The sequence below is a fragment of the Brachybacterium sp. YJGR34 genome (genome assembly GCF_003347015.1).
Classification (GTDB): Bacteria; Actinomycetota; Actinomycetes; order Actinomycetales; family Dermabacteraceae; genus Brachybacterium.
In genome coordinates this window covers 101,065-122,900 of sequence record NZ_PNFB01000010.1, presented here as the reverse complement: position 1 = coordinate 122,900, position 21,836 = coordinate 101,065, and the positions used below count along the sequence as shown (strand labels likewise).

19 protein-coding genes are annotated in these 21,836 nt (G+C 71.5%); 10 read left to right on the top strand and 9 right to left on the bottom strand.

The window, feature by feature from the left end:
• Window positions 1-51: 51 nt before the first annotated feature.
• The gene (locus tag CXH06_RS10745) at window positions 52-1,998 is read right to left on the bottom strand and encodes a BCCT family transporter (protein WP_232820307.1); all 1,947 of its coding nucleotides are present in this window, start codon (window positions 1,996-1,998) and stop codon (window positions 52-54) included.
• Between the two features lie 198 nt (window positions 1,999-2,196).
• Window positions 2,197-2,925, bottom strand: a complete 729-nt coding sequence (gene mtnN, locus CXH06_RS10740) for a 5'-methylthioadenosine/S-adenosylhomocysteine nucleosidase (RefSeq protein WP_114855180.1) — start codon at window positions 2,923-2,925, stop codon at window positions 2,197-2,199.
• A gap of 112 nt (window positions 2,926-3,037) precedes the next feature.
• Between mtnN and CXH06_RS10735 the strand changes: the two genes are divergently transcribed.
• The gene (locus CXH06_RS10735; protein ID WP_114855179.1) at window positions 3,038-3,934 is read left to right on the top strand and encodes an alpha/beta hydrolase fold domain-containing protein; all 897 of its coding nucleotides are present in this window, start codon (window positions 3,038-3,040) and stop codon (window positions 3,932-3,934) included.
• Here CXH06_RS10735 and CXH06_RS10730 read toward each other — a convergent pair.
• Both CXH06_RS10730 and argS read right to left on the bottom strand, forming a co-directional pair.
• Window positions 3,931-4,638, bottom strand: a complete 708-nt coding sequence (locus tag CXH06_RS10730) for a lysoplasmalogenase family protein (RefSeq protein WP_114855178.1) — start codon at window positions 4,636-4,638, stop codon at window positions 3,931-3,933. The two genes, CXH06_RS10735 and CXH06_RS10730, sit on opposite strands and share 4 nt — an antisense overlap.
• A 148-nt stretch (window positions 4,639-4,786) precedes the next feature.
• Window positions 4,787-6,550 (bottom strand): arginine--tRNA ligase, encoded by a 1,764-nt coding sequence (gene argS, locus CXH06_RS10725; protein ID WP_114855177.1) that lies wholly within the window; start codon window positions 6,548-6,550, stop codon window positions 4,787-4,789.
• 102 nt (window positions 6,551-6,652) lie between these two features.
• On the opposite strand from argS, the gene CXH06_RS10720 reads away from it, so the two are divergent.
• The 7 genes from CXH06_RS10720 to CXH06_RS10690 all read left to right on the top strand — a co-directional run bounded on the left by CXH06_RS10720 (window position 6,653) and on the right by CXH06_RS10690 (window position 13,918).
• On the top strand, window positions 6,653-7,072 hold the full coding sequence (locus CXH06_RS10720) for a YccF domain-containing protein (protein ID WP_114855176.1): 420 nt from the start codon (window positions 6,653-6,655) through the stop codon (window positions 7,070-7,072).
• A gap of 4 nt (window positions 7,073-7,076) precedes the next feature.
• On the top strand, window positions 7,077-7,571 hold the full coding sequence (locus tag CXH06_RS10715; RefSeq protein WP_114855175.1) for a flavin reductase family protein: 495 nt from the start codon (window positions 7,077-7,079) through the stop codon (window positions 7,569-7,571).
• 91 nt (window positions 7,572-7,662) lie between these two features.
• Window positions 7,663-8,577 carry an alpha/beta hydrolase gene (locus tag CXH06_RS10710; RefSeq protein WP_198684061.1) on the top strand — a complete coding sequence of 305 codons (915 nt, stop codon included), beginning with the start codon at window positions 7,663-7,665 and terminating at the stop codon, window positions 8,575-8,577.
• Window positions 8,574-10,070: an alcohol acetyltransferase gene (locus CXH06_RS10705; RefSeq protein WP_114855173.1), complete on the top strand. Its 1,497-nt coding sequence runs from the start codon at window positions 8,574-8,576 to the stop codon at window positions 10,068-10,070. Before CXH06_RS10710 ends, CXH06_RS10705 begins: the two co-directional genes overlap by 4 nt.
• Window positions 10,067-10,732 carry a DUF6320 domain-containing protein gene (locus tag CXH06_RS10700; RefSeq protein ID WP_114855172.1) on the top strand — a complete coding sequence of 222 codons (666 nt, stop codon included), beginning with the start codon at window positions 10,067-10,069 and terminating at the stop codon, window positions 10,730-10,732. Before CXH06_RS10705 ends, CXH06_RS10700 begins: the two co-directional genes overlap by 4 nt.
• Window positions 10,733-10,868: 136 nt before the next feature.
• The gene (locus CXH06_RS10695) at window positions 10,869-12,611 is read left to right on the top strand and encodes a hypothetical protein (RefSeq protein WP_114855171.1); all 1,743 of its coding nucleotides are present in this window, start codon (window positions 10,869-10,871) and stop codon (window positions 12,609-12,611) included.
• 38 nt (window positions 12,612-12,649) lie between these two features.
• On the top strand, window positions 12,650-13,918 hold the full coding sequence (locus tag CXH06_RS10690; protein ID WP_114855170.1) for a uracil-xanthine permease family protein: 1,269 nt from the start codon (window positions 12,650-12,652) through the stop codon (window positions 13,916-13,918).
• Window positions 13,919-14,102: 184 nt separating this feature from the next.
• On the opposite strand, the gene CXH06_RS10685 is transcribed toward CXH06_RS10690, so the two are convergent.
• The 5 genes from CXH06_RS10685 to CXH06_RS10665 form a co-directional block, all read right to left on the bottom strand.
• Window positions 14,103-15,113 carry a Gfo/Idh/MocA family protein gene (locus CXH06_RS10685; protein ID WP_114855169.1) on the bottom strand — a complete coding sequence of 337 codons (1,011 nt, stop codon included), beginning with the start codon at window positions 15,111-15,113 and terminating at the stop codon, window positions 14,103-14,105.
• Window positions 15,114-15,157: 44 nt separating this feature from the next.
• Entirely contained in the window at window positions 15,158-16,132 is a 975-nt protein-coding gene (locus tag CXH06_RS10680) for a Gfo/Idh/MocA family protein (RefSeq protein WP_114855168.1), read from the bottom strand.
• Window positions 16,133-16,219: 87 nt separating this feature from the next.
• The gene (locus CXH06_RS10675; RefSeq protein WP_114855167.1) at window positions 16,220-17,596 is read right to left on the bottom strand and encodes a substrate-binding domain-containing protein; all 1,377 of its coding nucleotides are present in this window, start codon (window positions 17,594-17,596) and stop codon (window positions 16,220-16,222) included.
• Window positions 17,593-18,510 carry a carbohydrate ABC transporter permease gene (locus tag CXH06_RS10670; RefSeq protein WP_114855166.1) on the bottom strand — a complete coding sequence of 306 codons (918 nt, stop codon included), beginning with the start codon at window positions 18,508-18,510 and terminating at the stop codon, window positions 17,593-17,595. The genes CXH06_RS10675 and CXH06_RS10670 overlap by 4 nt, the downstream gene beginning before the upstream one ends.
• A complete protein-coding gene (locus CXH06_RS10665) occupies window positions 18,510-19,493 on the bottom strand; it encodes a carbohydrate ABC transporter permease (protein ID WP_114855165.1) in 984 nt (327 codons plus the stop codon). Before CXH06_RS10665 ends, CXH06_RS10670 begins: the two co-directional genes overlap by 1 nt.
• Window positions 19,494-19,704: 211 nt before the next feature.
• Between CXH06_RS10665 and CXH06_RS10660 the strand changes: the two genes are divergently transcribed.
• Both CXH06_RS10660 and CXH06_RS10655 read left to right on the top strand, forming a co-directional pair.
• Window positions 19,705-20,910, top strand: a complete 1,206-nt coding sequence (locus CXH06_RS10660) for an ROK family transcriptional regulator (protein ID WP_114855164.1) — start codon at window positions 19,705-19,707, stop codon at window positions 20,908-20,910.
• 67 nt (window positions 20,911-20,977) lie between these two features.
• The gene (locus CXH06_RS10655; protein ID WP_232820306.1) at window positions 20,978-21,817 is read left to right on the top strand and encodes an ABC transporter ATP-binding protein; all 840 of its coding nucleotides are present in this window, start codon (window positions 20,978-20,980) and stop codon (window positions 21,815-21,817) included.
• The last annotated feature ends 19 nt before the right edge of the window (window positions 21,818-21,836 follow it).

Here is a 21,836-nt window from a genome sequence, read left to right as displayed (position 1 = left end):
GGTGGCTGCTGCCACCGGGCCTCGTGCTGTGCGGGGATCAGGAACGGGAGGTCAGGACGATGCGTCCTCGGCCGGATCCTGCCGCGCGCGCCGCCCGTGCGCGGCCGTCGGATCGACGAGCTCGCCGTCCGCGCTCAGCGCCGGGTGCTCGGCGGTGAAGGTCGAGAGCTGCTCGGCGACCTCGGTCTGGATCTGGTCGGAGAACTGCTCCGTGACCTGCTCGGCGACCTGGTCGCTGACCTGGGCCTGGAACTGCTGGCCGTACTCGCCCTCGAGGTGCGACTCGATGCGGTCGTTGAGACCGCTGGTCACCTTCTCCTCGACGCGGTCGGTGAGCTGCTCGGAGTAGCGCTCGACGAACTCGCGGTTGCGCAGCTGCCGCTCGAGCTTCTCGATGACCTTGACCTCGGCGCTCAGCGATCGCCACAGCGACAGGGCCATGCCGATCATGACGATCGAGAACGGCAGCGCGGACAGCAGTGCGAGGGACTGCAGCGCCGTCATGCCGGTCGCCTCGGTGTCGCCGGACAGCGAGCTGACCCAGATCAGGGAGGCGGCGATGATGCCGGAGGACGCCGCCCAGAAGATGCGCGTGATGCGCGGCGGGTTCGGATCGCCCTTGTGGGCGATCATGTCCATCACGAAGGCACCCGAATCGGCGCTGGTGATGAAGAAGATCGTGACCAGCAGGACCGCGATGCCGGACATCAGCGCCCCGCCCGGGAGGTGGGAGAAGGTGTCGAACAGCGCGGTGTTCGCGTCGATCGTGCCGTCCTCGCCGGTGAAGTCCACGCCCTTGATGACGGACTCGTACAGGGCGGTGCCGCCCATGATGGTGAACCACAGGAAGGTCAGCGCGGTGGGCACCAGCAGCACGCCGGTGATGAACTCGCGGACCGTGCGGCCCTTGGAGATGCGCGCGATGAACACGCCCACGAAGGGCGACCAGGAGATCCACCAGCCCCAGTAGAAGGTGGTCCAGCTGTTGATCCAGGTGGCCCCCTGCTCGTCGAGGAAGGGCAGGGTCTGGAAGGACAGCTGCAGGAAGTTCTGCAGGTAGTAGCCCACGTTGGAGACCACGTCGCGCAGCAGGAACAGCGTCGGGCCCAGGATCAGCACGGCGACCAGCAGCAGCGCGGCGAGCCCCATGTTGAGGTTCGAGAGGATCTTGATGCCCTTGTCGACGCCGCTCGCGGCCGAGAGGGTCGCCAGCGCGGTGACCACCAGGACGATGGTGACCTGCACGGTGGTGGAGTTCGGCATCACCCCGAGGTGGTCGAGGCCGGCGGCGATCTGGTTCACGCCGAAGCCGAGCGAGGTGGCGATGCCGAACAGGGTGCCCACCAGGGCGATGATGTCGATCAGGTCGCCGATCCAGGTGTTGGTGCGCTTGCCGAGGATCGGCTCGAGCGCCCAGCGGATGGAGACGGGACGGCCGCGGCGGTGCACCGCGTAGGCGACCGCGAGGCCGACGACCACGTAGATGCCCCAGGCGTGCAGTCCCCAGTGCAGGAAGGTCTGGCCGAGGGCGCGCTCTGCGCGCGCGGGATCGACCAGCTCGGCCGCGTTCGGCGGGATGCCGGAGGCGCTGGTGTCCGCGTAGAAGGTCAGCGGCTCCGCGGCACCGAAGAAGACCAGGCCGATGCCCATGCCGGCGGCGAAGAGCATCGCGAACCAGGAGAAGACGCTGTACTCCGGCTCGTCATCGTCCTTGCCCAGCTTGATGTTGCCCATGCGGCTGAGGGCGACCACGATCGCGAAGGCGACGAAGCCCGTGACGATCAGGACGTAGTACCACCCGATCGAGCTGACCACCGTGGAGTTCAGGGTCGAGATGACGTCGTTGAAGATGTCGGGCAGCAGCAGCGCGAAGGCGACGGCCACCAGGATGATGCCGCCCGCGGTGTAGAAGACGGGTTTGGACAGGGAATAGGACGGTGCCGGGTCGGGGGAACCGGGCGCCGTGGTGGGGGAGCTCTGTGCCGTGGAGGTGGACACGATTTCCTCATAACGCTGGGGGGCAGGGACAGATCGGCCCACCTCACCTCGCCGGGCGAGGTGACGTACTTCACGAAAGGGGTGAACGGGGCGTTCGCACCATAGCGCGCTCCCTCGGCGGGCCGGGGGGCGGGACGGCGCTCTGACCGGGGTGCGGGTGCGCCATCCCACAACGGGACACGTCCCCCGTGGGGTGGCTCAGCCCCGTGCGAGCGCTCCCGCGAGCGCCTCGACGGCGCGGGCCGAGCGCTCGGCCACCAGATCCAGCTCGAGGTGGAACTGCTGCCCCGCGGCCGGGCCGCAGAGGTCCGAGACCGCCCGCAGGGCCGTGAAGGGCACCCCCAGCGCCTCGGCCGTGCGAGCGCTCGCCGTGGTCTCCATGTCCGCGGTGAGCGCGGCCGGGAATCGCTCGCGCATCGGCGCCGCGAGCGGGGCGGTGACGAAGGCGTCCCCGGAGAGCATCAGCCCTCGACGCACGGCGCCCTCGGTGCTCCCGGCGGCGCGCTCGGCGGCGTCCGTCCAGGCGGGGTCCGCGAGGAAGCGCTCGGGGGAGCCGGGGACCTGCCCCGGCGCGTAGCCGAAGGCGGTGGCGTCGGCGATCGAATAGGTGAAGCTCTCGCCGATCACTAGGGTGCCCACCTCGACGTCGGCGCCGAGCCCCCCGCAGGAGCCGGCGGCCACCGCGGCGCCCGGCCCCGCCGTGAGGATCGCCCAGGTCGCCGCCGCCGTGGCGGCGGCGATGCCGATCCCGGTGGTGACCACCAGCGCGTCCGTCCCCGCGAGCTCCCCGCGCACGGCCCTGACGCCGCCGCGGAAGGGGGTGGGGGCGTCGGCGGCGCCGGCGAGGCGGGCCGTCAGCGGCGCCGCCTCCTCGGGCATCGCGACGAGCACCAGCAGCGGTCCGGACAGGGCGGGGGCGGAGGTCATGACCGCAGGGTACCGGGGCGCGGGTGCGGAGGTCCGTCGCCGCGGTCCCGGTTCGTTAGGCTGGTCGCATCCGCAGCGAGGCGACCGAGGAGGTCGCGGACAGGAGGCAGTGATGGGTCGCATCCGGGACGCCGTGGTGACGGGGGCGCGCGCCGTGCGGCGCATCCCCATCCCCTCGACCCTCTCCCATCAGGCGCTGCTGGAGGCCCGCAGCCCGCAGCCGCCCGGGGCCGTGCAGCGCACGCACGCGGTCGAGCAGGAGATGATCGGTCGCACCCGCACCGTCTGGCTGGATCGTCACCTCGCCGACAACGGGATCGTCGTCCACCTCCACGGCGGCGCCTACGTCTCCGGCCCGTTCGCGAGCGACTGGCAGTGGCTCTCCCGCCAGGTGGACCTCCGCGGCTGCGCGGGGCTGATGATCGACTACCGCAACGCCCCCGACCACCAGCACCCGGTGGCCCGGGACGACGCGGAGGCGGTGCTCGGCGCGCTCGCGGCCGACGGCCGGCTGGAGGGCAGGCCCTGGGTCCTCTCCGGTCAGCACTCCGGCGGCGGCCTCGCCGTGGTGGTCGCCCGCCGGCTCCGCGACCAGGACCGGATCCCGTGCCCGAGGGCGCTGATCACGATGTCCCCGTGGCTGGACCTCGAGCTGTCCAACGCCGGGATCACCGAGACCGACCAGGCCGATCCGGTGCACGAGCGGCGACTGCTGAAGGACGCAGCCCGCCGCTACGCCGGCCGCACGCCGCTGGACGATCCCGATCTCTCGCCGATCAACGCGAGCCTCGAGGGCCTGCCGCCGATCCACCTCAGCGTGGGGATGCGCGACCTCTTCCTCTCGGATGTGCGGGTGGCGAGGCTGCAGCTGGAGGAGAACGGCGCGGACCTGTCCTACCGGGAGATCCCCGGACGCCTGGGCCTGCAGCTGTTCCCCCGCAAGGGGGAGGACATCGAGCGGGTGCAGCGGGAGCAGGCGGACCTCATCGCCCGCGTGCTGGACGCCTAGTTCTCGACGATCACCAGGGCGGAGCCGGAACGGCAGGGGGTCCAGCGGCGCTGCGGCATCGCGTGGATCATCCCGCCGATCAGGAGGGCGTGGCCCACGGCGTAGGTCGTCATCACCAGCACCGTGCTGAGCGCGATCGAGGCGCCCGGCAGGAACCAGTCCATCGCCAACAGCGAGCTGGACAGCAGGAACAGGGTCCCGCCGCTCCAGGTCAGGCCGTTGCTGCCCGCGGAGAGGAAGGCCATCGTGGCCAGCGCGACAGCGTAGGCCGCGACCACCGGCAGCAGGGCGCCGGCGCCGTCGGCACAGGCCACGAACAGCCCGATCACCACCCCGCCGTAGGGGATCGCGAGGGCGATGCGCAGCGGGTCCCGGGTGCGGCTCCACCGCGGGAAGAGCGCCCCGGTGTAGCACAGCAGCGCGGCGATGAAGCAGAGCACCACGGCGGGGGTGGCGGGCGTGGGCAGGGCCAGGCCGAGGAAGTCCCCGACCCAGGCGCACGTCACGCCGCACAGCAGCAGCGTGGTGGTGCGGGTGCTGCGCGGCATGGCCGTCAGCAGCGCCGCCGTGAGCAGCGGGGCGAACAGCAGCTGGGTGATCCACCGCAGGATCTCCGACCCCGCCACCAGCGCTCCGATGTGCATCACCACCACGAGGGCATACGTCACCCACAGCGCGAGATGAACGGAGCGAATCGGCGGCACCGTCCAAGCCTAGAAAGTCCTCACAGCCGTGACCAGGTGTTCTGCCCCTGGTGCGGAGCACGGTTGGGTAACGCTCCGTCCTGGGCGGATGTCCCCGGAGCCATCTGCCCGAATTGCTCCGATGTGCCGGATGCTCCGCGCGGCGAGGTCACATCTGCTGCGGCGCGCGCACCCCCAGCGCGTCGAGGCCCTCGACGAGGACCCGCTCGGTGAGCTGGGCGAGAGCGAGGCGTCCGGAGCGGACCTGCTGGTCGGACTCCTTGAGGATGGGGGAGGCCTCGTAGAAGCTCGTGAACGCCTGCGCGAGCGCGAACAGGTAGGCGCACAGCCGGTGCGGCTCGTAGGCGGCGCCCACGGCGCCGAGCGTCGGCCCGAACTCCAGCAGCTGCAGCGCGAGCGCGCGCTCGGCGTCGTTCTCGATGCGCGGGGCGGCGGCCGCGGTCACGCCCTGCGCCGCGGCCTTGCGCCCGATCGACCGGATCCGAGCCACCGCGTACTGCAGGTACGGGGCGGTGTTGCCGGTCAGCGCGAGCATGCGGTCCAGGTCGAAGGTGTAGTCGGAATCGTGGGCGGTGGAGAGGTCCGCGTACTTCACCCCGCCGATGCCGATGTCCCGGGCGATCGCGGCGCGCTCGTCCGCGGGCAGATCGGGCCGCAGCTCGTCGATCACGGTCTGCGCGGTCGCCACCGCCTCCTCCAGCAGCGCCATCAGGCGCAGCGAGGAGCCGGAGCGGGTGCGCAGGATCTTGCCGTCCTCGCCGAGGACGGAGCCGATCTTCACATGCTGCGCCTCGACCTCGCCCGGCAGCCAGGAGGCCTCGCGCGCGGCGGTGAAGACCATCTGGAAGTGCAGCTCCTGGGCCGCGCCCACGACGTAGGCGATGCGGTCGGCGCCGAGGTCGCGCACCCGGTGCCGGATCGCGGCGAGATCGGTGGTGGCGTAGCCGTAGCCGCCGTCGGACTTGCGGATGATCAGCGGCAGCGGCTGCTCGTCCCGGCCCGTGAAGCCCGCGGGGAAGACGCACAGCGCCCCGTCGGAGATCCGGGCGATGCCATCGGCCTCGAGATCCTTGCAGACGATCTCGAGCTGGTCGTTGTACGTCGACTCCCCGGCGAGGTGCTCGTCGGCGAGGGTGACGTCGAGGATGTCGTAGATGCGGTGGAAGTACTCCTTGGACAGCTCCACCAGGTGGACCCAGATCCGCATCGACTCCTCGTCGCCGGACTGCAGGGTCGCCACGCGGGCGCGGGCGCGGGAGGCGAAGTCGCTCCCGTCCGCGGCGGCTCCCGCGGCCTCCGCCGCATCGAACGACGCCCTGGCCGCCTGGTAGAAGGCGTTGGGGTCCGTGGTCAGCAGGCCCGCCTCGGCGCTGTCCTCGCCCACCTCGAGCAGATGCTCGATGAGCATGCCGAAGGGCGTGCCCCAGTCGCCGATGTGGTTCTGGCGGATCACGCGATGGCCGAGCTTCTCCAGGGTGCGGGCGATCGAGTCGCCCACCACCGTGGTGCGCAGGTGGCCCACGTGCATCTCCTTGGCGACGTTGGGCGCCGAGTAGTCCACGACCACGGTCTCCGCCGCGTCGGGGGAGGGGACCCCGAGGTGCTCGTCGGCGCCCAGCTGGGCGGCCTGCGCAGCGATCCAGTCGGTGCGCAGGCGGATGTTCAGGAAGCCGGGGCCGGCGATCTCCGGCGTCTCGGCGATGTCCTCGAGATCGACGGCCGCGAGGATCTCCGCGGCGATGTCGCGGGGCTTCCGGCCCAGGCGCTTGGCGAGGCCCATCGCGGCATTGCACTGGAAGTCCGCGAACTGGGACGGGCGGATGATCGGGTCCGCCTCGGCGTGCTCGGGCCCGAAGGCGGCGGCGAAGGCGGACTGGAAGCGCTCGGTCAGCGCGATCTCGGGAGCAGACATGGGGCCAGCGTAATCGGCGCGCGCCGGGACGGAGGATTCCTGCACCCCGGGCCGGGGGACGGCCCCCTGGCCGCCGTCGGGCACGGTGCCTAAGCTGTGCCCATGCGCTCTCTCCTCGCTCTGGTCCTCAACATCATCTGGGTGGTCACCGCCGGCTGGGCCCTGTTCCTGGGCTACCTCGTGGCCGGGGTGATCGCCTGCATCTTCATCGTCACCATCCCCTTCGGGATCGCGTCCTTCCGCATCGCGGGCTTCGTGATCTGGCCCTTCGGGCGCGAGGTCGTGGACACCCACCGCGGCGGCGCCGGCAGCACCATCGGCAACGTCCTGTGGTTCGTCATCGCCGGCTGGTGGCTCGCCCTCGGCCACGTGGTGACCGCCGTCGCGCAGGCCGTGACGATCATCGGCATCCCGCTGGCCTGGGCGAACCTCAAGCTCATCCCGGTCACGTGCTTCCCCTTCGGCAAGGAGATCGTGGACTCGGACGCCGCCCGGGCCCGCATGCTGCCGACGGCCGGCTGAGCCGGTGGCGCCGGGGAGCGTGGACCAGGAGGACTACCGCCGCACCAGCGACCTGATCGCCGCGGGCCTGGCGGTGATGAGCACCCGCCAGGGCGGGCACGACGTCCTCGTCACCGTCGACTCCTATCTCGACGTCTCCTACGATCCGCCGACGATGCTGGTCGCGCTGTACGGCCTCTCGCGCGCCGCGGAGGCCGCGGAGGAGGCAGGGCACCTGTGCCTGACCGTGCTCGCGGAGGACCAGCAGCACCTCGCCGATCGCTTCGGCACCCCGGGAGCTCCGCTGCTCGGAGCGCTCAGCGGGCTCGCGGTGGACCGCACCGGCGACGGCGACGCGATCCTGCCCGGCGGCCTCGCCCACTTCGCGCTGCGCCTCGAGCAGGCGGTCGACGCCGCCACCCATCGTCTGCTGATCGGCCCCGTGGTGGAGATGGGCGAGGACGGCACGGCCGCGGATCCCGCGATCCGCTTCGCGGGGGAGCGGCGGACGCTGCGCTGAGCGGTCCCGGCAGGGCGTCTATCCTGGGGCGCATGGAGCCGCTGCCCGGCGCTGAGGACGCGCGCCCGTGAACCGCCTGTCGAGGGCGACGATGCGCCTGATCGCCCGGGCGGGGCGCGTCGACGTCCGCGAGGACTACGAACGGGTGCGGCACCTCCAGCGGCAGCTGGCCTCCCTGCCGGTGCCGCGCTATCGCACCCCGCCCTGGGACACCTTCTCCGACGAGGACAACCGGCGGGTCCCGGTGCGGGTCTTCACCCCGCGCGTGCAGCGCCGCGAGGAGCTGCTGCTCTTCTTCCACGGGGGCGGCTGGGTCACAGGGGACATCGAGAGCTACACCCCCGCCTGCGCCACCATGGCGGACCTCACCGGCTGCCGGGTGGCCTCGGTGGACTACCGGCTGGCTCCGGAGCACCCCTTCCCCGCCGGACTCACCGACTGCTACGGCGCCGCCAAGCGGGTGCTCGAGGATCCGGGCCGGGCCGGGCTCGTCGACGCCGACCAGATCGTGCTGGTGGGCGACTCCGCCGGCGGCAACCTCGCCGCGGCCGTCTCCCTGCTGCTGCGCGAGCGCGGCCATCGCGGGCCGAGCCGGCAGATCCTGCTCTACCCCGTCACGCACTGGGACCACGACCCCGCCACCTCGCCCTTCGAGTCGGTGCGCCACCACGGCAGCGACTACCGCCTGACCTCCACCGAGGTGCAGGACTACTTCGAGATGTACGTCCCCGACCCCGAGCAGCGGAGGAACCGGCTGGTCGCGCCGCTGATGTCCGAGGACCTCTCCGGCCAGCCCTCGACGCTGATGATCACCGCGGAGCTCGACCTGCTGTGCGACGAGGGCGAGGCCTACGCGGCCGCGCTCGCCGCCGCCGGGGCCCGCGTGCGCACGCACCGGGTCACTGAGTCGCTGCACGGGTTCATCACCCTGCCGCGCTTCGCCCGGCCGCTGCGGGACGCCTACGAGGTGATCAACGAGTTCCTCGACGAGGGGAGCCCGTCGTGAGCCGTCGGCACTGGGTCCGCCTGGACAACGCCTCGAACATCTTCCTCGCGGCCCGCAGCGACGTGGACCCCAAGGTGTTCCGCATGAGCGCCGAGACGGACCACGAGGTCGACCCCGTCCTGCTGCAGGAGGCGCTGGACATCACCTACGCCCGCTTCCCGCTCTACCACGCCGTGCTGCGGCGCGGCGTGTTCTGGTACTACCTCCAGGACAGCGACCTGCACCCGCAGGTCCGGCCCGACCTCGAGCCCAGCTGCGCCCCGATCTACCAGTCCGACCGGCGCACCCTGCTGTTCCGGGTCCTCCACCACCGCCGACGGATCAGCCTCGAGGTCTTCCACGCGCTCTCCGACGGCACCGGGGCGCTGTGGTTCCTCACCGACCTGGTCACCGTGTACGCCCGGCTGCGGGCGCGCGCCCTGGACGGCACCACGGCGCAGGACGAGGAGGACGAGGCCCGGCCCGGCTCCGCCGAGCGGCCCGATCCGGCGCCGGAGGCCGTCGGCACCCATCCCGGGGCCGAGGCCGCCGAGGAGGTGCACGAGCTGGCGGTGGACTCCTTCGCGCACTACTTCCGTCGCCGCAGCCCGCCGGCCGCCTCGCCGGCGGAGCACGAGGCGGAGTTCAGCCGCGAGGCCGCCCCGGCCGTCCTCACCGTCCAGGAGGCGCGGCAGCGGGAGCGCAGCCGGCGGCAGGTCCGCGCCGCGGCCGGCCCCGCCGCCCCGCGGCCGTCGGCCCGCCGCGTCCATCGCGTGCGCGGCACGCGCACCCCGGACTTCCGCACCCGCGTCGTGGAGCTCTCGATGCCCGTCGGACCGGTGCTCGCCCTGGCCAAGCGCGAGGGCGTGGCGCTGACGATGTACCTCACCGCCGTGTTCTTCGACGCCGTCCGCCGCTCCGCCGGGGATCTCGGGGCGGCCCGCACGATGGGGGCGTCGGTGCCGGTGAACCTGCGGCAGTTCTTCCCCTCGACCTCGGCGCGCAACTTCTTCGCGACCATCCGGGTCGAGCACACCTTCGGCGAGGGCGACGCGGCCGCCGATGCGGTGGGCGCGATCGCGCGGCACCTCCAGGAGGAGTTCGACGCCGAGGCCACGCCCGAGAAGCTCGAACGACGGCTGCGCCGCCTGATCCGGGTGGAGCGCCTCCCCTTCGCCCGCATCGTCCCGCGCCCGCTCAAGGACGCGCTGCTGCGGGCGATCAACCACGGCACCAACCGAGGCCTCACCGTCGCGGTCTCCAACCTGGGCCGGGTGACGCTGCCCGAGCCCGCCGAGTCCCAGGTGGGACGGATGCTGTTCGAGGTCTCCGCCGTCCGTCCCCAGTTCTGCGCCATGTCCCACGCCGGACAGCTCACCCTCGCCTTCACCTCCCCGTTCGTGCAGACGGACCACGTGCGGGAGTTCGCGCGCCTGCTCAGCGGCGCCGGCGTCGACGTCACCGTCGCGGCCGCGCGCACCACCGAGGAGGAGCTCGCGGAGGGGGCACCGTGAGGCGCTGCCCGGCCTGCGCCGTCGACGTCGAGGGGACGTGGGCGCGGTGCCCCCTGTGCCGCGGCGACCTCACCGGGGAGGCCGCGCCCGGGCCCCGGCCCGACGTGCCGCTGCGCTTCTCGCGGCGCCGGGTGCTGCGGGCGCTGTTCCTCGTCTCGCTCGGCGTGATCGCCCTCTCCTTCCTCGCCCAGCTGCTGTTCCGGCCCGGCCCCGAGGGGATCGGGGTGCTGCGCAGCCTCTGGCTCGGGATCGCCGCGCTCTGGCTGGTGGTGCTCATGGCGGTGCGCAAGCGTCGCAACCTCGCCAAGTCGATCGTCTACCTGGTGATCCTGGTCAGCGGGGTCAGCGTCTACTGGGACTATCTCTCGGGGTGGACGGCCTGGTCGCTGACCTACGAGGTGCCGATCCTCTGCGCCGCCTCCGTCATCGGCCTGCTGGTCACCGCGCGGGTGACGCGGATGAAGCTCGAGGAGTACCTGGTCTACAGCGGGCTCACCGTGCTGCTGGGCCTCACCCCGATCGTCTTCCTCGCCCTGGGCTGGGTGACCACTCCGCTGCCCTCGGCGATCTGCGGTGCCCTCTGCGTGGTCGCGGTGGCGCTGCTGCTGACGGTCCGCGGGGCGGCCGTCCGGCACGAGCTCGCCCAGCGTCTCCATCTCTGAGACGTACCACGCATCGACACCACGGCGCGCCGACGCGCCTCGGGGAGGGCCCTTCCCTAGGATCGGAGCGCTGAGGCGTCCACGGCGCCCGCCCGGCGGAACGGTCCTTGGCGCCACACGGCAGGAGAGAAGGTCGATGGACAGGGATCCTCGCGGCGACGAGCACCAGGATGCGGACTGGATCTTCGCCACCGACGACCCCCATTCGCTGCCGACCGATCGCCTCCCCGACCGCGCCGAGTTCGACCGCTACGCCGCACCGCTGCTCGCGGCGCGCGATCGCGGACCGGCGATGCCGCGCGGCCAGAACGACACCGTCGATCTCGAGGACGTCGGCGCCGTGCAGGCCCCGGGCGTCGACCTCGACGCCAGCACCGGGGCGATCCCCGCCCTCGACGAATCCGCCCTCGAGGACGGAGACGGGGACGCCGAGTCGCTGGTCGCGCCCCTGCCGCGCCCCCGCACCGTCTCCTACGCCCGCTCCGGCACGACGCCGAACGCCGAGGACGAGGACGAGGTGCGGCTGGACGGCTTCGTGCTCCCGGAGCGCTTCAAGGAGCTCGGGATCTTCGACGCCCTGCGGGACGTGCTCGTGCTGTTCTGCCTGGCCACCGCCCTGACCACGACCTTCACGGTCGCCCACAGCCCCCTGCTGGACCTGCTGGGCCAGATCGCCATCGGCATCGGGCTCGGCGTCCTCGTGGGCGTGCACCTGCTGCGCTGGATCCCCGCCGCCCCGCCGCTGGGGGCGATCCGCGTGGCACGCATCGTCGGGATGGCCCCGGCCGTGCTGGTCGCCGTCGGCGTGCTGCTGGCGGATCTCGTGCTCTCCCTCCCGGTGCTGTTCGCCTCGCTGCCCGACGGGCCGCCGGTCGGGATCGGCATCGGGGTCTCCCTGCTCCTGCTGGGCGGGATCCTCGGGATCGAGCCCCGCGCCCACGAGGGCTACCTGCCCCAGGCCCGGGCGCGGCGCACGGCGCGGACGCTGCTGGTCGCCGTGGCCGGCGCGGCCGCGCTGTCGCTGCTGGTCTCGCTCGTGATGATGGTGGGACGGGTGGTGACCACCGGCTGGGCGTACTCGCTCATGGCCTTCGCCGGTGCGGTGGTCTCCGCGCTGCTGCTGGCCATCGTGCTGGCCTCGGGCCTGCGCCGCGAGCGCTCCTGGTACGTGTTCTCGAGCGCCGTCGTGGCGGGACTGGTGATCGCCGCGCTCGCGGACAACACGCTGGGGCTGCAGTTCGCCGCCTCCCTCAGCCACGCCACCGGCTTCGTCTACCTCCCCTTCCTCTTCGCGGCCTTCGGGCTGATGATCTCGCGCTCCTTCGTGCGCAGCATGCCGCTGTCCTTCCGCCGCACCGACTGGCTGGTGTACTCGGTGCGGGCCTTCGAGTTCAGCGCCGTGATGCACGCCGCGGCCGTGTTCTGGCACCTGTGCGCGGCGCTCGCCGCCACGGCCTCCCAGGCGCCGGGCGGCCCGCTCCTGCATCTGGTCGACGCGGTCCTGTGCGCCTGCTTCATCGCGGTCTCCCTCTTCGGCCGCACCGCGCTGCTGTCCCGTCCCGCCGTCAGCGCCCGTGCCACGGGCGTGGTCGCGGGCCTGGTGCTGGTGGTGGTCGGCTTCCTCGACGTCATCGTCAACTCCCTGGCGATGGGCGCCGGGGCGGGCCTGGCCACGGGAGGCGTCGCGCTGGTGATCGGTCTCGCCGTCGCGCTCATGCTCACCGTCCCCGCACCCGTGCGCGACGAGTTCGGTGCGCCGGACATCTCCCGCATGTTCGCGGACTTCCGCGCGCGCGACACCGGCAGCCTCTCCCTCCTGGACCGGGTTCCCGACGTCACCGAGGAGACGGCCCGGCGGAAGACCTTCCCCGGCCGCTGATCCCGCGACCTCGTCCCCCTTCCCACCCCTGGAGAACCATGCTGCGCTGGTCCCTGCACGGCGACGGCCGGCACATCGCCCCCGACGCCGTCGTCCTGCCCGAGGAGCGTCTGTCCTGGCCCGTGACCATCGGCATCGGGGCGCAGCACGTGATCGCCATGTTCGGCGCCACCTTCCTGGTGCCGCTGCTGACCGGCTTCCCGCCCTCGACGACCCTCCTGTTCTCCGGCATCGGCACCCTGCTGTTCCTCACCATCACGCAGAACAAGGTGCCCAGCTACGTGGGCTCCTCCTTCGCCTTCATCGCCCCCATCACCGCCTCCACCCAGGCGGAGTCGATGAGCGCGGCGCTCGGAGGGGTGCTCATCACCGGCGTCCTGCTCGCCCTGCTGGGGCTGCTGGTCACCCGGGTCGGGACCGCCTGGATCTCCGTGCTCATGCCTCCGGTGGTGATGGGCTCGATCGTGGCGCTGATCGGCTTCAACCTCGCCCCCACCGCCTACGAGAACTTCCAGCAGTCCGCCCTCACCGCCACCGTCACGCTGTTCGCGGTGGTGCTGTGCACGGTGCTGTTCTCCGGGCTGCTGGGCCGGGTCTCGGTGCTGCTGGGCGTGCTGATCGGCTACGGAGTGGCGGTCCTGCGCGGCGAGGTGGACTTCACGCCCGTCGCGGAGGCGGCCTGGATCGGGCTGCCCGAGTTCCACCACCCGACCTTCGAGCTGGGCCTGCTGCCGATGTTCCTGCCCGTGATCGTGGTCCTGCTCGCGGAGAACGTGGGTCACGTGACCAGCGTGGGGCTGATGACCGGCCGCAACCTCGATCACATGGTGGGGCGGACCCTCGCCTCCGACGGCCTCGCCACCGCGCTCTCCGCCGGGTTCGGCGGCTCGCCCACCACCACCTACGGCGAGAACATCGGCGTCATGAGCGCCACCCGCGTCTACTCCACCGCGGCCTACTGGGTCGCGGGCGTCGTCGCGATCCTGCTCTCCCTCTCGCCGAAGATCGGCGCCGCCATCTTCACCATCCCGCCCGGAGTCCTGGGCGGCGTGACCTTCGTGCTCTACGGGCTGATCGGCATCGTGGGCGTGCGCATGTGGGTGGACGGGAAGGTCGACTTCTCCCGCCCCAAGAACCAGTTCACCGCGGGCGTCGCCCTCGTTGTGGGGATCGCGAACGTGACCTGGAGCGTCGGCGGCATCCAGCTCACCGGCATCGCCCTGGGCACGATCGCGGCGCTGGCGATCTACCACCTGATGGACCGGCTGGGCCGGGTCACCGGCACCGAGGTGCGCCCCGCGGCCTGAACGGTCCCGCCGGCCGCGCCTCCGCCTCCGCCTCCGCCCTCGCCGGGTCTGCAGGCAACTTCACCGTGTTATGGCTGCCCGATTCCACGGCGAAGTGACCTGCAGCGGACCGGGCACGAGAAACGGGCCCCGCGGTGGTCCGCAGGGCCCGTTCCTCACCAGCACGTAGAGCTGAAGCAGCAGGTCACACGGAGATGACGTCCACGGCCTCGCCCGTGCGGGCGCTCTCGTAGGCGGCGAGGATGATCCCCAGCACCGCGATGCCCTCGTCCTCGGTGTTCAGCGGCCGGCGGCCGGTCTCGAGGCACTCGACGAAGTCAGCGATCTCGGCGGCGAAGGTGTTCACCGACTCGTGCTCGAAGACCTGCTCCTCGGCCTCGCCGCGCAGCTTCACGCGCAGGGTCGTGCCGTCCGAGCTCAGCGAGCCCTTCTCGCCGACGACGCTGAAGCGGTCGGTGCCGGGCGCGGCGTCGTACGCCCAGGAGGTGACCAGCTGGCCCACGCTGCCGTTGTCGAAGCGCACCAGCACCTGCGCGGAGTCCTCGCCCTCCATGAACTTCAGGCGGTGCGTGGACATCATGGCGAAGGCCTTGACGGGACGCCCGCCCGAGAGGTGCATGAGCAGGTAGGTGGGGTGGTAGCCGGTGTCGATGTACTCGCCGCCGCCGCTGGTCGCGGCCTTCGCGCGCCACCCCATCGTCGAGGGGTCGAAGTCGTTGAAGAACGAGTCGGTGGTGCGCACCTCGTACACATCGCCGAGGGCGCCGGAGTCGATGACCTCCTTGGCCTTGGCCACGGCGGGCATGAACAGCTGGTTGTGGGCGCACATGAGGGTGACGCCCGCCTTCTCCACGGCCTCGCGCACCGCGCTCGCCTCCTCGGCGCTCAGGCACAGCGGCTTCTCGCACAGGATGTGCTTGCCGGCCTCGGCCGCGGCGATGATCGCGGCCTTGTGCAGGTGGTGGGGGAGGCAGATGTCGACGGCGTCGACGTTCGGGTCCTTCACCAGCTCGTTGAAGTCGGTGTAGGCCGTCGCGCCGGTCTCCTCGACGCGCTGGGCGAGGGTCTCGGGCACCGCGTCGGCGATCGCGGTGACCTTCACGCGGTCGGGGATCTCGGCGTAGCCGGCCAGGTGGGCGTTCGCGATGCCGCCGGCGCCGATGAGGCCGATGCGGACGGGGAGGGTGATGGTCATGGCTCTTCCTTCGTTCGGGGTGGGGGTGAGTCGGGGCGCGGCGCTCAGCGCTGCGCGTCCTGGTTGGCGGCGACCACGAGCGCGGTCAGCGACCGGGAGCGCTCGAGGTACTCCTCGAGCGTCGCCCCGGCGCGGATCGAGTCGGCCCACTGCGCGAAGGGCAGCGGATCGTCGGCCGGGACGTCGATGCGGGTCCAGCCCTCGCCGGTGCCCAGGCGCAGCACGGCCTCGCCGTCGGCGTCGACCTCGAAGCCATAGAGCACCGAGCCCTCGGTGCCGTGGACCTCGATCGTGAACGGGCTGGCGGGGGTCACGAAACCGGTCTCGATGACGCCGATCGCCCCGTCGGGGGTGGCGACGGTGACAGAGGCGTTGTCCTCGACCCCGCGACCGGTCTGGTCGGTGTAGGTCGAGTGCACCTCGGTCACCTCGTCGCCCAGGATCAGCTGGGTGAGGTAGACGGGGTGCGCGCCGAGGTCGGAGAACGCCCCGCCCAGCGCCTCGTCGGCGTCGTAGAAGCGGGCCGGGAGCCAGTCGGCGGTGGAGCCGTTGTGGGCCAGGCGCACGCGGGAGTAGGTGAGGCGGCCCAGGGTGCCCGCCTCGAGGATCGGACGCAGGGCGAGGGTGTAGCCGTGCGTGAGGCGGGGGAGCGAGACGGTCAGGCGGACATCGGCCGCGCGGGCCGCCTCGACGAGCTCGTCGCAGCCCTCGACGGTCGGGGCGAGCAGCTTCTCGGTGAAGACGTGCTTGCCCGCCGCGATGGACTTCGCGATCACCTCGACGTGATCGCTGGTGGCGGTGGTGACGGTGACGCCGTCGAGGTCCTCGCGGGCCAGCAGCGCGTCCAGATCGGTGGTCGCCTCGACGCCCAGGGTCGCCGCGAGCGCCTGCCCCCGTTCGGCGTCCTCGTCCCAGACGGCGACGAGCTCGGTCTCGGGATGGTCGATGGCGGCGCGGCCGTACTCCTCGGCGTGGACGTGCCATGCGCTGAGCACGGCGATCCGCAGGGGGGTGGTCATGGGTCCTGTCTCCTGACGTGGTGGTGGGTCGTCCTGTCCCCGGCTGAGGGCCGACCAGGGTGGTCTGAGGTGCGTGATCGCCCGGGATCAGTCCTCGGGGATCTCGCTGCGCCGTCCGTAGGTCTCGGGCATCTGGTACCCCTCGAACAGCGCCATCTTGGGGGCGACGCTCTGCTGGGTGCTCTCGACCGTCTCCGTCGGGGTCTGCGATCCGATCGTCACGGAGCTGCGCGCCCGGGTCAGAGTGTTCCAGGCCAGCGAGCCCACCGGCAGGGGCGGCCGCGAGGTGGAGGTGGGAAGCATCTGCCGGAACAGCTCCGCCTTGGGGTTGTAGTGCCCGTCGGAGATGGCCTGCAGATGCGTCGGCAGGTCGCCGAGCAGCGGGATCAGGATCTTCTGCCCCTCGTAGCCGGCGTAGAACTTCATGAACTCCCAGAGGTTGCGCGTGATGTTCGCGCCCTTCGGGACGACGAGGGAGGCGCCGCCGGACCAGGTGTAGGTCTCGTCCCCCTCGGCGGACACCGGCAGCCACGTGAACTTGAGGTTCAGGTCCGGCGCGTAGCGCTCGTTGCCGCGGATCGAGAACGGCCCGGTGGTCGTGATGCCCAGGCGCTCGCTGAACATGGCCGTCTGGGTGGGCGGCGCGTTCGGCGGCTGGTAGGTCGCGAAGAAGGCGTCGACGTTGGGGTAGGGGAACTCCTCGGCCCAGTCGGCGTAGAGGTCGAACACCGCCAGCCACTCCGGGGAGTCCAGGGTGACCGACGCCGACTCGTTCGAGTACAGCTGCGCGTCGAGCCCGAAGCCCCAGGTGTAGGGCCAGCCCTCCCCGTCCCAGGGGACGAAGCCGAGCGTCTCGTAGTTCCCGCGCTCGTCGACGGACGTGACCGTCCGGGCGATCTCGCGCAACTCGTCCCAGGTCAGCACGTGCTGCTGGGGATCGAGCAGGGACAGGTCGACGCCCGCCTCGCGAAGCAGGTCCTCGTTGTACATCAGGCCGCGGGCATCGGTGTTCACCGGCAGCCCGTACAGCTCGCCGTCGTAGGTCAGCTCGTCGACCGCGAAGCGCAGCCACTGGGCGCTGAACTCCTCGACGGAGACGCCCTCGAACTCCTCGATGATGTCCTCGATCGGCTCCAGCAGGCCCACCGAGGCGTTCTGGACGGCGTTGAAGCGATCCATGTACCAGAGGTCGGGGGCGGTGCCGCCGCGGACCGCGGTGATGATCTGGCTCATGTCCGCGGCGCCGTTGCTGGGGACCTGGTTGACATCGATCTCGATGCCGGACCCGGCCTCCGTGGCCTGGAACGCGGAGATGACCTCGGCGTCCATGTGGGCGTCGGCGGCACCGAGGCCCCAGTAGCGCACGACGTCGTCGCTCGCGGGTCCACGGGACGCGCAGGCCCCGAGCCCGAGGGCGGCGGTGGACGCCGAGGCGGCGCCCAGGAAGTGGCGGCGTGAGATCACTTGAAGCCTCCGATGGTGATGCCCTTGATGAAGTAGCGCTGGAAGACGAAGAACAGGATCAGCAGCGGCACGATGACCAGGAACGAGGCGGCCATCAGCTGGTTGAAGGACACGTCCTGGGAGTTCACCGAGCGGAAGGACTGCAGGCCGATCGAGAGGGTCTGCACGCTTTCGTCCTGCAGGTAGATGAGCGGTCCCATGAAGTCGTTCCAGGAGGCCACGGCCGCGAAGATGGCGACGGTGGTCAGGGCGGGCTTGGCCATCGGGAAGACCAGTCGCCACAGGATCGTCCACTCGCGGGCGCCGTCGATGCGCGCCGCATCCAGCATGTCCTTGGGGATCTGCAGCAGGAACTGCCGCAGCAGGAACACGTAGAAGGCGGAGCCGAACATCGCCGGGATGATCAGCGGGAACAGGGTGTTGACCAGGTCGAGCCGGGCCCACATGTCGAACATCGGGATCAGCGTCACCGGGAACGGCAGGAACAGCGTCGCGATGACGAGATAGAACATGAGGTCGCGGCCGGGCCACTTCAGGCAGGAGAAGCCGTAGGCGACGATGAAGTTCGAGATCACCGAGAGCACCACGACGGAGATCGTGATGATCGCGGAGTTCATGAAGAACTGCACGAACGGCATCGCCGTGACGGCGTCGGCGTAGTTGCTCAGCTGCCAGGACTCGGGGATGAACGTCGGGGGGAAGCGCGCGAGCTCCTCGTCGGACTTCAGCGACGAGATGATCATCCAGTACATCGGCAGCAGGAAGAACACCGCCAGGGCGATCATCACCACGCGGGCGATGAGGGAGCTGTACCAGGGCCGACGGGTGCCATCGGCGCGGCGGCCCAGCTCCTCGGCCTCCGCCGAGCGGGCGGGGGTCCGGCGCGCGGGGCGCGTGGGGGTGGTCGTGCTCATCAGGAGGCCTCCACGTCGTAGTTCACGAACCGGCGCGAGAAGAAGAAGATCAGCAGCGCGAGGGTCAGGCCGGCCAGGAAGAGCAGCACCGCGAGAGCGGAGGCGTACCCGAGCTCGGCGAAGCCGAACGCGTTCTGGTACAGGTACATCATGTAGAACAGCGCGCCCGCGTCGGGATCTCCGGTGCCGTTGGTGACGATGTACGCCTCGGTGAAGACCTGCAGGGCACCGGAGACGCCGGTGATGAGGTTGAACAGCAGCACGGGCGTGAGCAGCGGCAGCGTGATCGAGAAGAACTGGCGCAGCGGGCTCGCTCCGTCCACGCGGGCGGCCTCGTAGACCGTCTTGGGGACGTTGCGCAGTCCGGCCAGGAAGATCAGCGCCGCATTGCCGGCGCCGAACTGCGCCATGAGGATGATCGCGATCTTCACCCCGGTCGGATCCCCGAGCAGGTTCACGTTGGAGCCGCCGAACAGGTTCAGGACCTGGTTGAAGGCGCCGAACTGCGGGTTGAGGAACACGATGAAGATGAACGACATCGCGAACGCCGGGATCAGCGACGGGGCGTAGAAGATCGTCCGGTAGAACGCGACCTCGCGGACGTTCTGGTTCATCGCGATCGCGAGCGTGAGCGCCACCAGGAGGCCGAGGGGGACCGCGATCACGGCGAAGAACAGCGTGTTCCCCGCGGCCTTGGCGACCAGCGGGTCGGTGAAGGCGGTGATGTAGTTGCCCAGGCCCACCCAGGTGGGAGCGCCCATGCCCGAGTAGCGGGTGAAGCTCAGGTAGATCGAGTACCCCACGGGGTAGAACACGAAGATGACGATCCCGACCAGCCAGGGCGAGATGTAGCGCAGCCCGATGGCGAGGTCGTGACGGTCGGTCCTCGTCAGGCGGCGACGCCCCTGCCGCCGCGGGGGCGCGCCCGGATCGGGCGGCCCCTTCTGCGTGGCGGTGGGGCTCGCGGTCAGGGTCGCGGTCATCGTTGTCCCTTCGGGCCGGTGGTGTGCTCAGTCGTCGTCGACGATCACGGGCCGCCGCGCCGAGGAGCTGCCGGGACGGTGCGTTCGGTGCGATGTTGACCACTGTGTCGTACGGCTCGCACATTACTCACACTGATGGATATATTGCAAAGTGCACACTGCTGGAGAGGATCCGCGGGCCCGCCGGGCCGCCGCGAGAGGGGAGAGGGCGATGCGTGCGACGACGATGCCGCAGGTGGGGGCCCGGAACGAGCTGATCGTGCTGCGGGCGATCCGGGTGTCCCCGGAGGGGGTCGAGCAGTCGGATCTCATGGACCGCTGCGGCCTGTCGCGCCAAGCTGTGTCACAGATCACGCGACGGTTGATCGAGCGAGGGCTCGTCGACGCCCAGCCGCTGCACACCCGTCGGCGCGGCAAGCCGGCGATGTCCATGCGGGTCGAGCCCCGCGCCATGCTCGCCGCGGGCGTGCACCTGGATCCCGCGCACCTCACGGTCACCGTGGTCGACATGCTCGCGCGCCCCATCGGGAAGCGCACCCTCGAGGCGCCGGGCGATGATCCCGAGGCCGACGTCGACCGCATCGGCGCCGCCCTCGAGGACATCGTGCGCGAGCTCGATCAGCTGGACGGGGGTGATCAGTGGGCGGCGGCCGCGCTCCAGGGCATCGGTGTCGCGGTCCCCGGCGCCCTCGACGCCGCCGGCGGCAAGGTGCTGAACCCGCCCTGGCTGCCGGGCTGGCGTGACGTGCCGCTGCTGGACCTGCTCCGGGCGCGCACGGGGCTCGAGGCCGTGCTCGACAAGGACACCAATGCGGCCCTGACGGCAGAGTGCTGGCCGGGGCGCTTCCCCGGCGCGGAGACGGTCCTCTACCTCTACGTCGGCGCGGGCGTGGGCTCCTCCGTGGCCGGGGACGGGACCATCCATCGCGGCGCCACCGTGCAGGCGGGCGAGATCGGTCACCTGCCCACGGGCCTGGACGACTCCCGCTGTCCCTGCGGCCGGCTGTCCTGCCTGGGCCGGCACACGGACATCGAGCGCGTGCTGGAGCGAGCCCGCGCGGCGGGGGTGCCGCTGGACGCGCAGGCGCGCCCCGCGGCCTCCCTCGCCCAGCTGGGCTCGCGGGCCGCCGCGGGGGACGAGGCCGCCCGGGAGGTCATCGCCGGGGTCGGCCGGGCGCTCGGAGAGGCGGCGCGGACCCTGGTGAGCATCCACGATCCGCACCGGGTGATCATCGGCGGCCCCTCCTGGGAGCACCTCGAGGAGGTGGCCATGCCCGCGGTGGTCGCCGGGGCGCGGCGCGCCTTCGACGGCTCCCATGACCTCGCCGTGGTCTCCTCTGAGCTCGGTGACGACGTGGGCGCCATCGGCGCCGCCACCCTCTTCCTCGAGCGGAGGCTCTCCCCGGCCCTCTCCTGACCATGGTGCCGGTCACATGTCGGGCGGAACATGGACTCCCCGGTCAGGTAAGGCTACGCTTCCCTCCGTGTCAGCCGCCTCCTCCGCTCCCCGCCCCGCCCTGACGGCGCAGGACCTCCGCCTCGGCTATGGACGGACCCTGGTCGTCCACGGGGTCTCGATCGACCTGCGCCCCGGCACGGTCACCACGCTGCTGGGGCCCAACGGCAGCGGCAAGTCGACCGTGCTGCGCGGCCTGGCCCGCCTGCACCCCCTGAGCGCAGGGGAGGTCCGGATCGCCGAGGGCGGGAGGGAGCGCGGCACCGAGCTGCTCAGCGCCAAGGAGCTCGCCCGCGCGCTGACGCTGTTCTCCCAGTCCCGCACCAGCCCGCAGGGGCTCTCGGTGCGCGAGGTGGTCGCCTTCGGGCGCCATCCCCACCGTCGCCGCTTCGCCGGCCTGACCGACGCCGATCGTGCCGCGATCGCGCACGCCATGGAGCTCACCGGGATCACCGCCTTCGCCGGACGCGGCATCGGCGAGCTCTCCGGCGGCGAGATGCAGCGCGTCTGGCTCGCCTCCTGCCTCGCCCAGGACACCGCGATCGTGCTGCTGGACGAGCCCACCAACCACCTCGACCTGCGCTACCAGATCGAGACCCTCGACCTGGTGCGCGACCTCGCCGAGATCCACGGCGTCGCCGTGGGCATCGTGCTGCACGACCTCGACCACGCCGCCCGCATCGCCGACCAGGTGATCCTGCTGCGCGGCGGGCACGTGCACGCCGCCGGCACCGCCGCCGAGGTGCTCACCTCCGAGCACCTCAGCGCGGTCTACGAGCTGCCCATCGAGGTCACCGAGGAGGCCGGCGGCCGCCTGCGCATCGAGGCCCTCGGCCGTCGTGCCGCCCGGATCCGCACCCCCGCCTGACCGGCACCCGTCCCCCCTC

Excerpts from the sequence above, each read along its gene's own strand:
- mtnN (WP_114855180.1), bottom strand. The coding sequence starts at position 2,925 with ATGACCTCCGCCCCCGCCCTGTCCGGACCGCTGCTGGTGCTCGTCGCG.
- CXH06_RS10735 (WP_114855179.1), top strand. The coding sequence starts at position 3,038 with ATGGGTCGCATCCGGGACGCCGTGGTGACGGGGGCGCGCGCCGTGCGG.
- argS (WP_114855177.1), bottom strand. The coding sequence starts at position 6,550 with ATGTCTGCTCCCGAGATCGCGCTGACCGAGCGCTTCCAGTCCGCCTTC.
- CXH06_RS10720 (WP_114855176.1), top strand. The coding sequence starts at position 6,653 with ATGCGCTCTCTCCTCGCTCTGGTCCTCAACATCATCTGGGTGGTCACC.
- CXH06_RS10710 (WP_198684061.1), top strand. The coding sequence starts at position 7,663 with ATGCGCCTGATCGCCCGGGCGGGGCGCGTCGACGTCCGCGAGGACTAC.
- CXH06_RS10695 (WP_114855171.1), top strand. The coding sequence starts at position 10,869 with ATGGACAGGGATCCTCGCGGCGACGAGCACCAGGATGCGGACTGGATC.
- CXH06_RS10690 (WP_114855170.1), top strand. The coding sequence starts at position 12,650 with ATGCTGCGCTGGTCCCTGCACGGCGACGGCCGGCACATCGCCCCCGAC.
- CXH06_RS10685 (WP_114855169.1), bottom strand. The coding sequence starts at position 15,113 with ATGACCATCACCCTCCCCGTCCGCATCGGCCTCATCGGCGCCGGCGGC.
- CXH06_RS10680 (WP_114855168.1), bottom strand. The coding sequence starts at position 16,132 with ATGACCACCCCCCTGCGGATCGCCGTGCTCAGCGCATGGCACGTCCAC.
- CXH06_RS10670 (WP_114855166.1), bottom strand. The coding sequence starts at position 18,510 with ATGAGCACGACCACCCCCACGCGCCCCGCGCGCCGGACCCCCGCCCGC.
- CXH06_RS10665 (WP_114855165.1), bottom strand. The coding sequence starts at position 19,493 with ATGACCGCGACCCTGACCGCGAGCCCCACCGCCACGCAGAAGGGGCCG.
- CXH06_RS10660 (WP_114855164.1), top strand. The coding sequence starts at position 19,705 with ATGCGTGCGACGACGATGCCGCAGGTGGGGGCCCGGAACGAGCTGATC.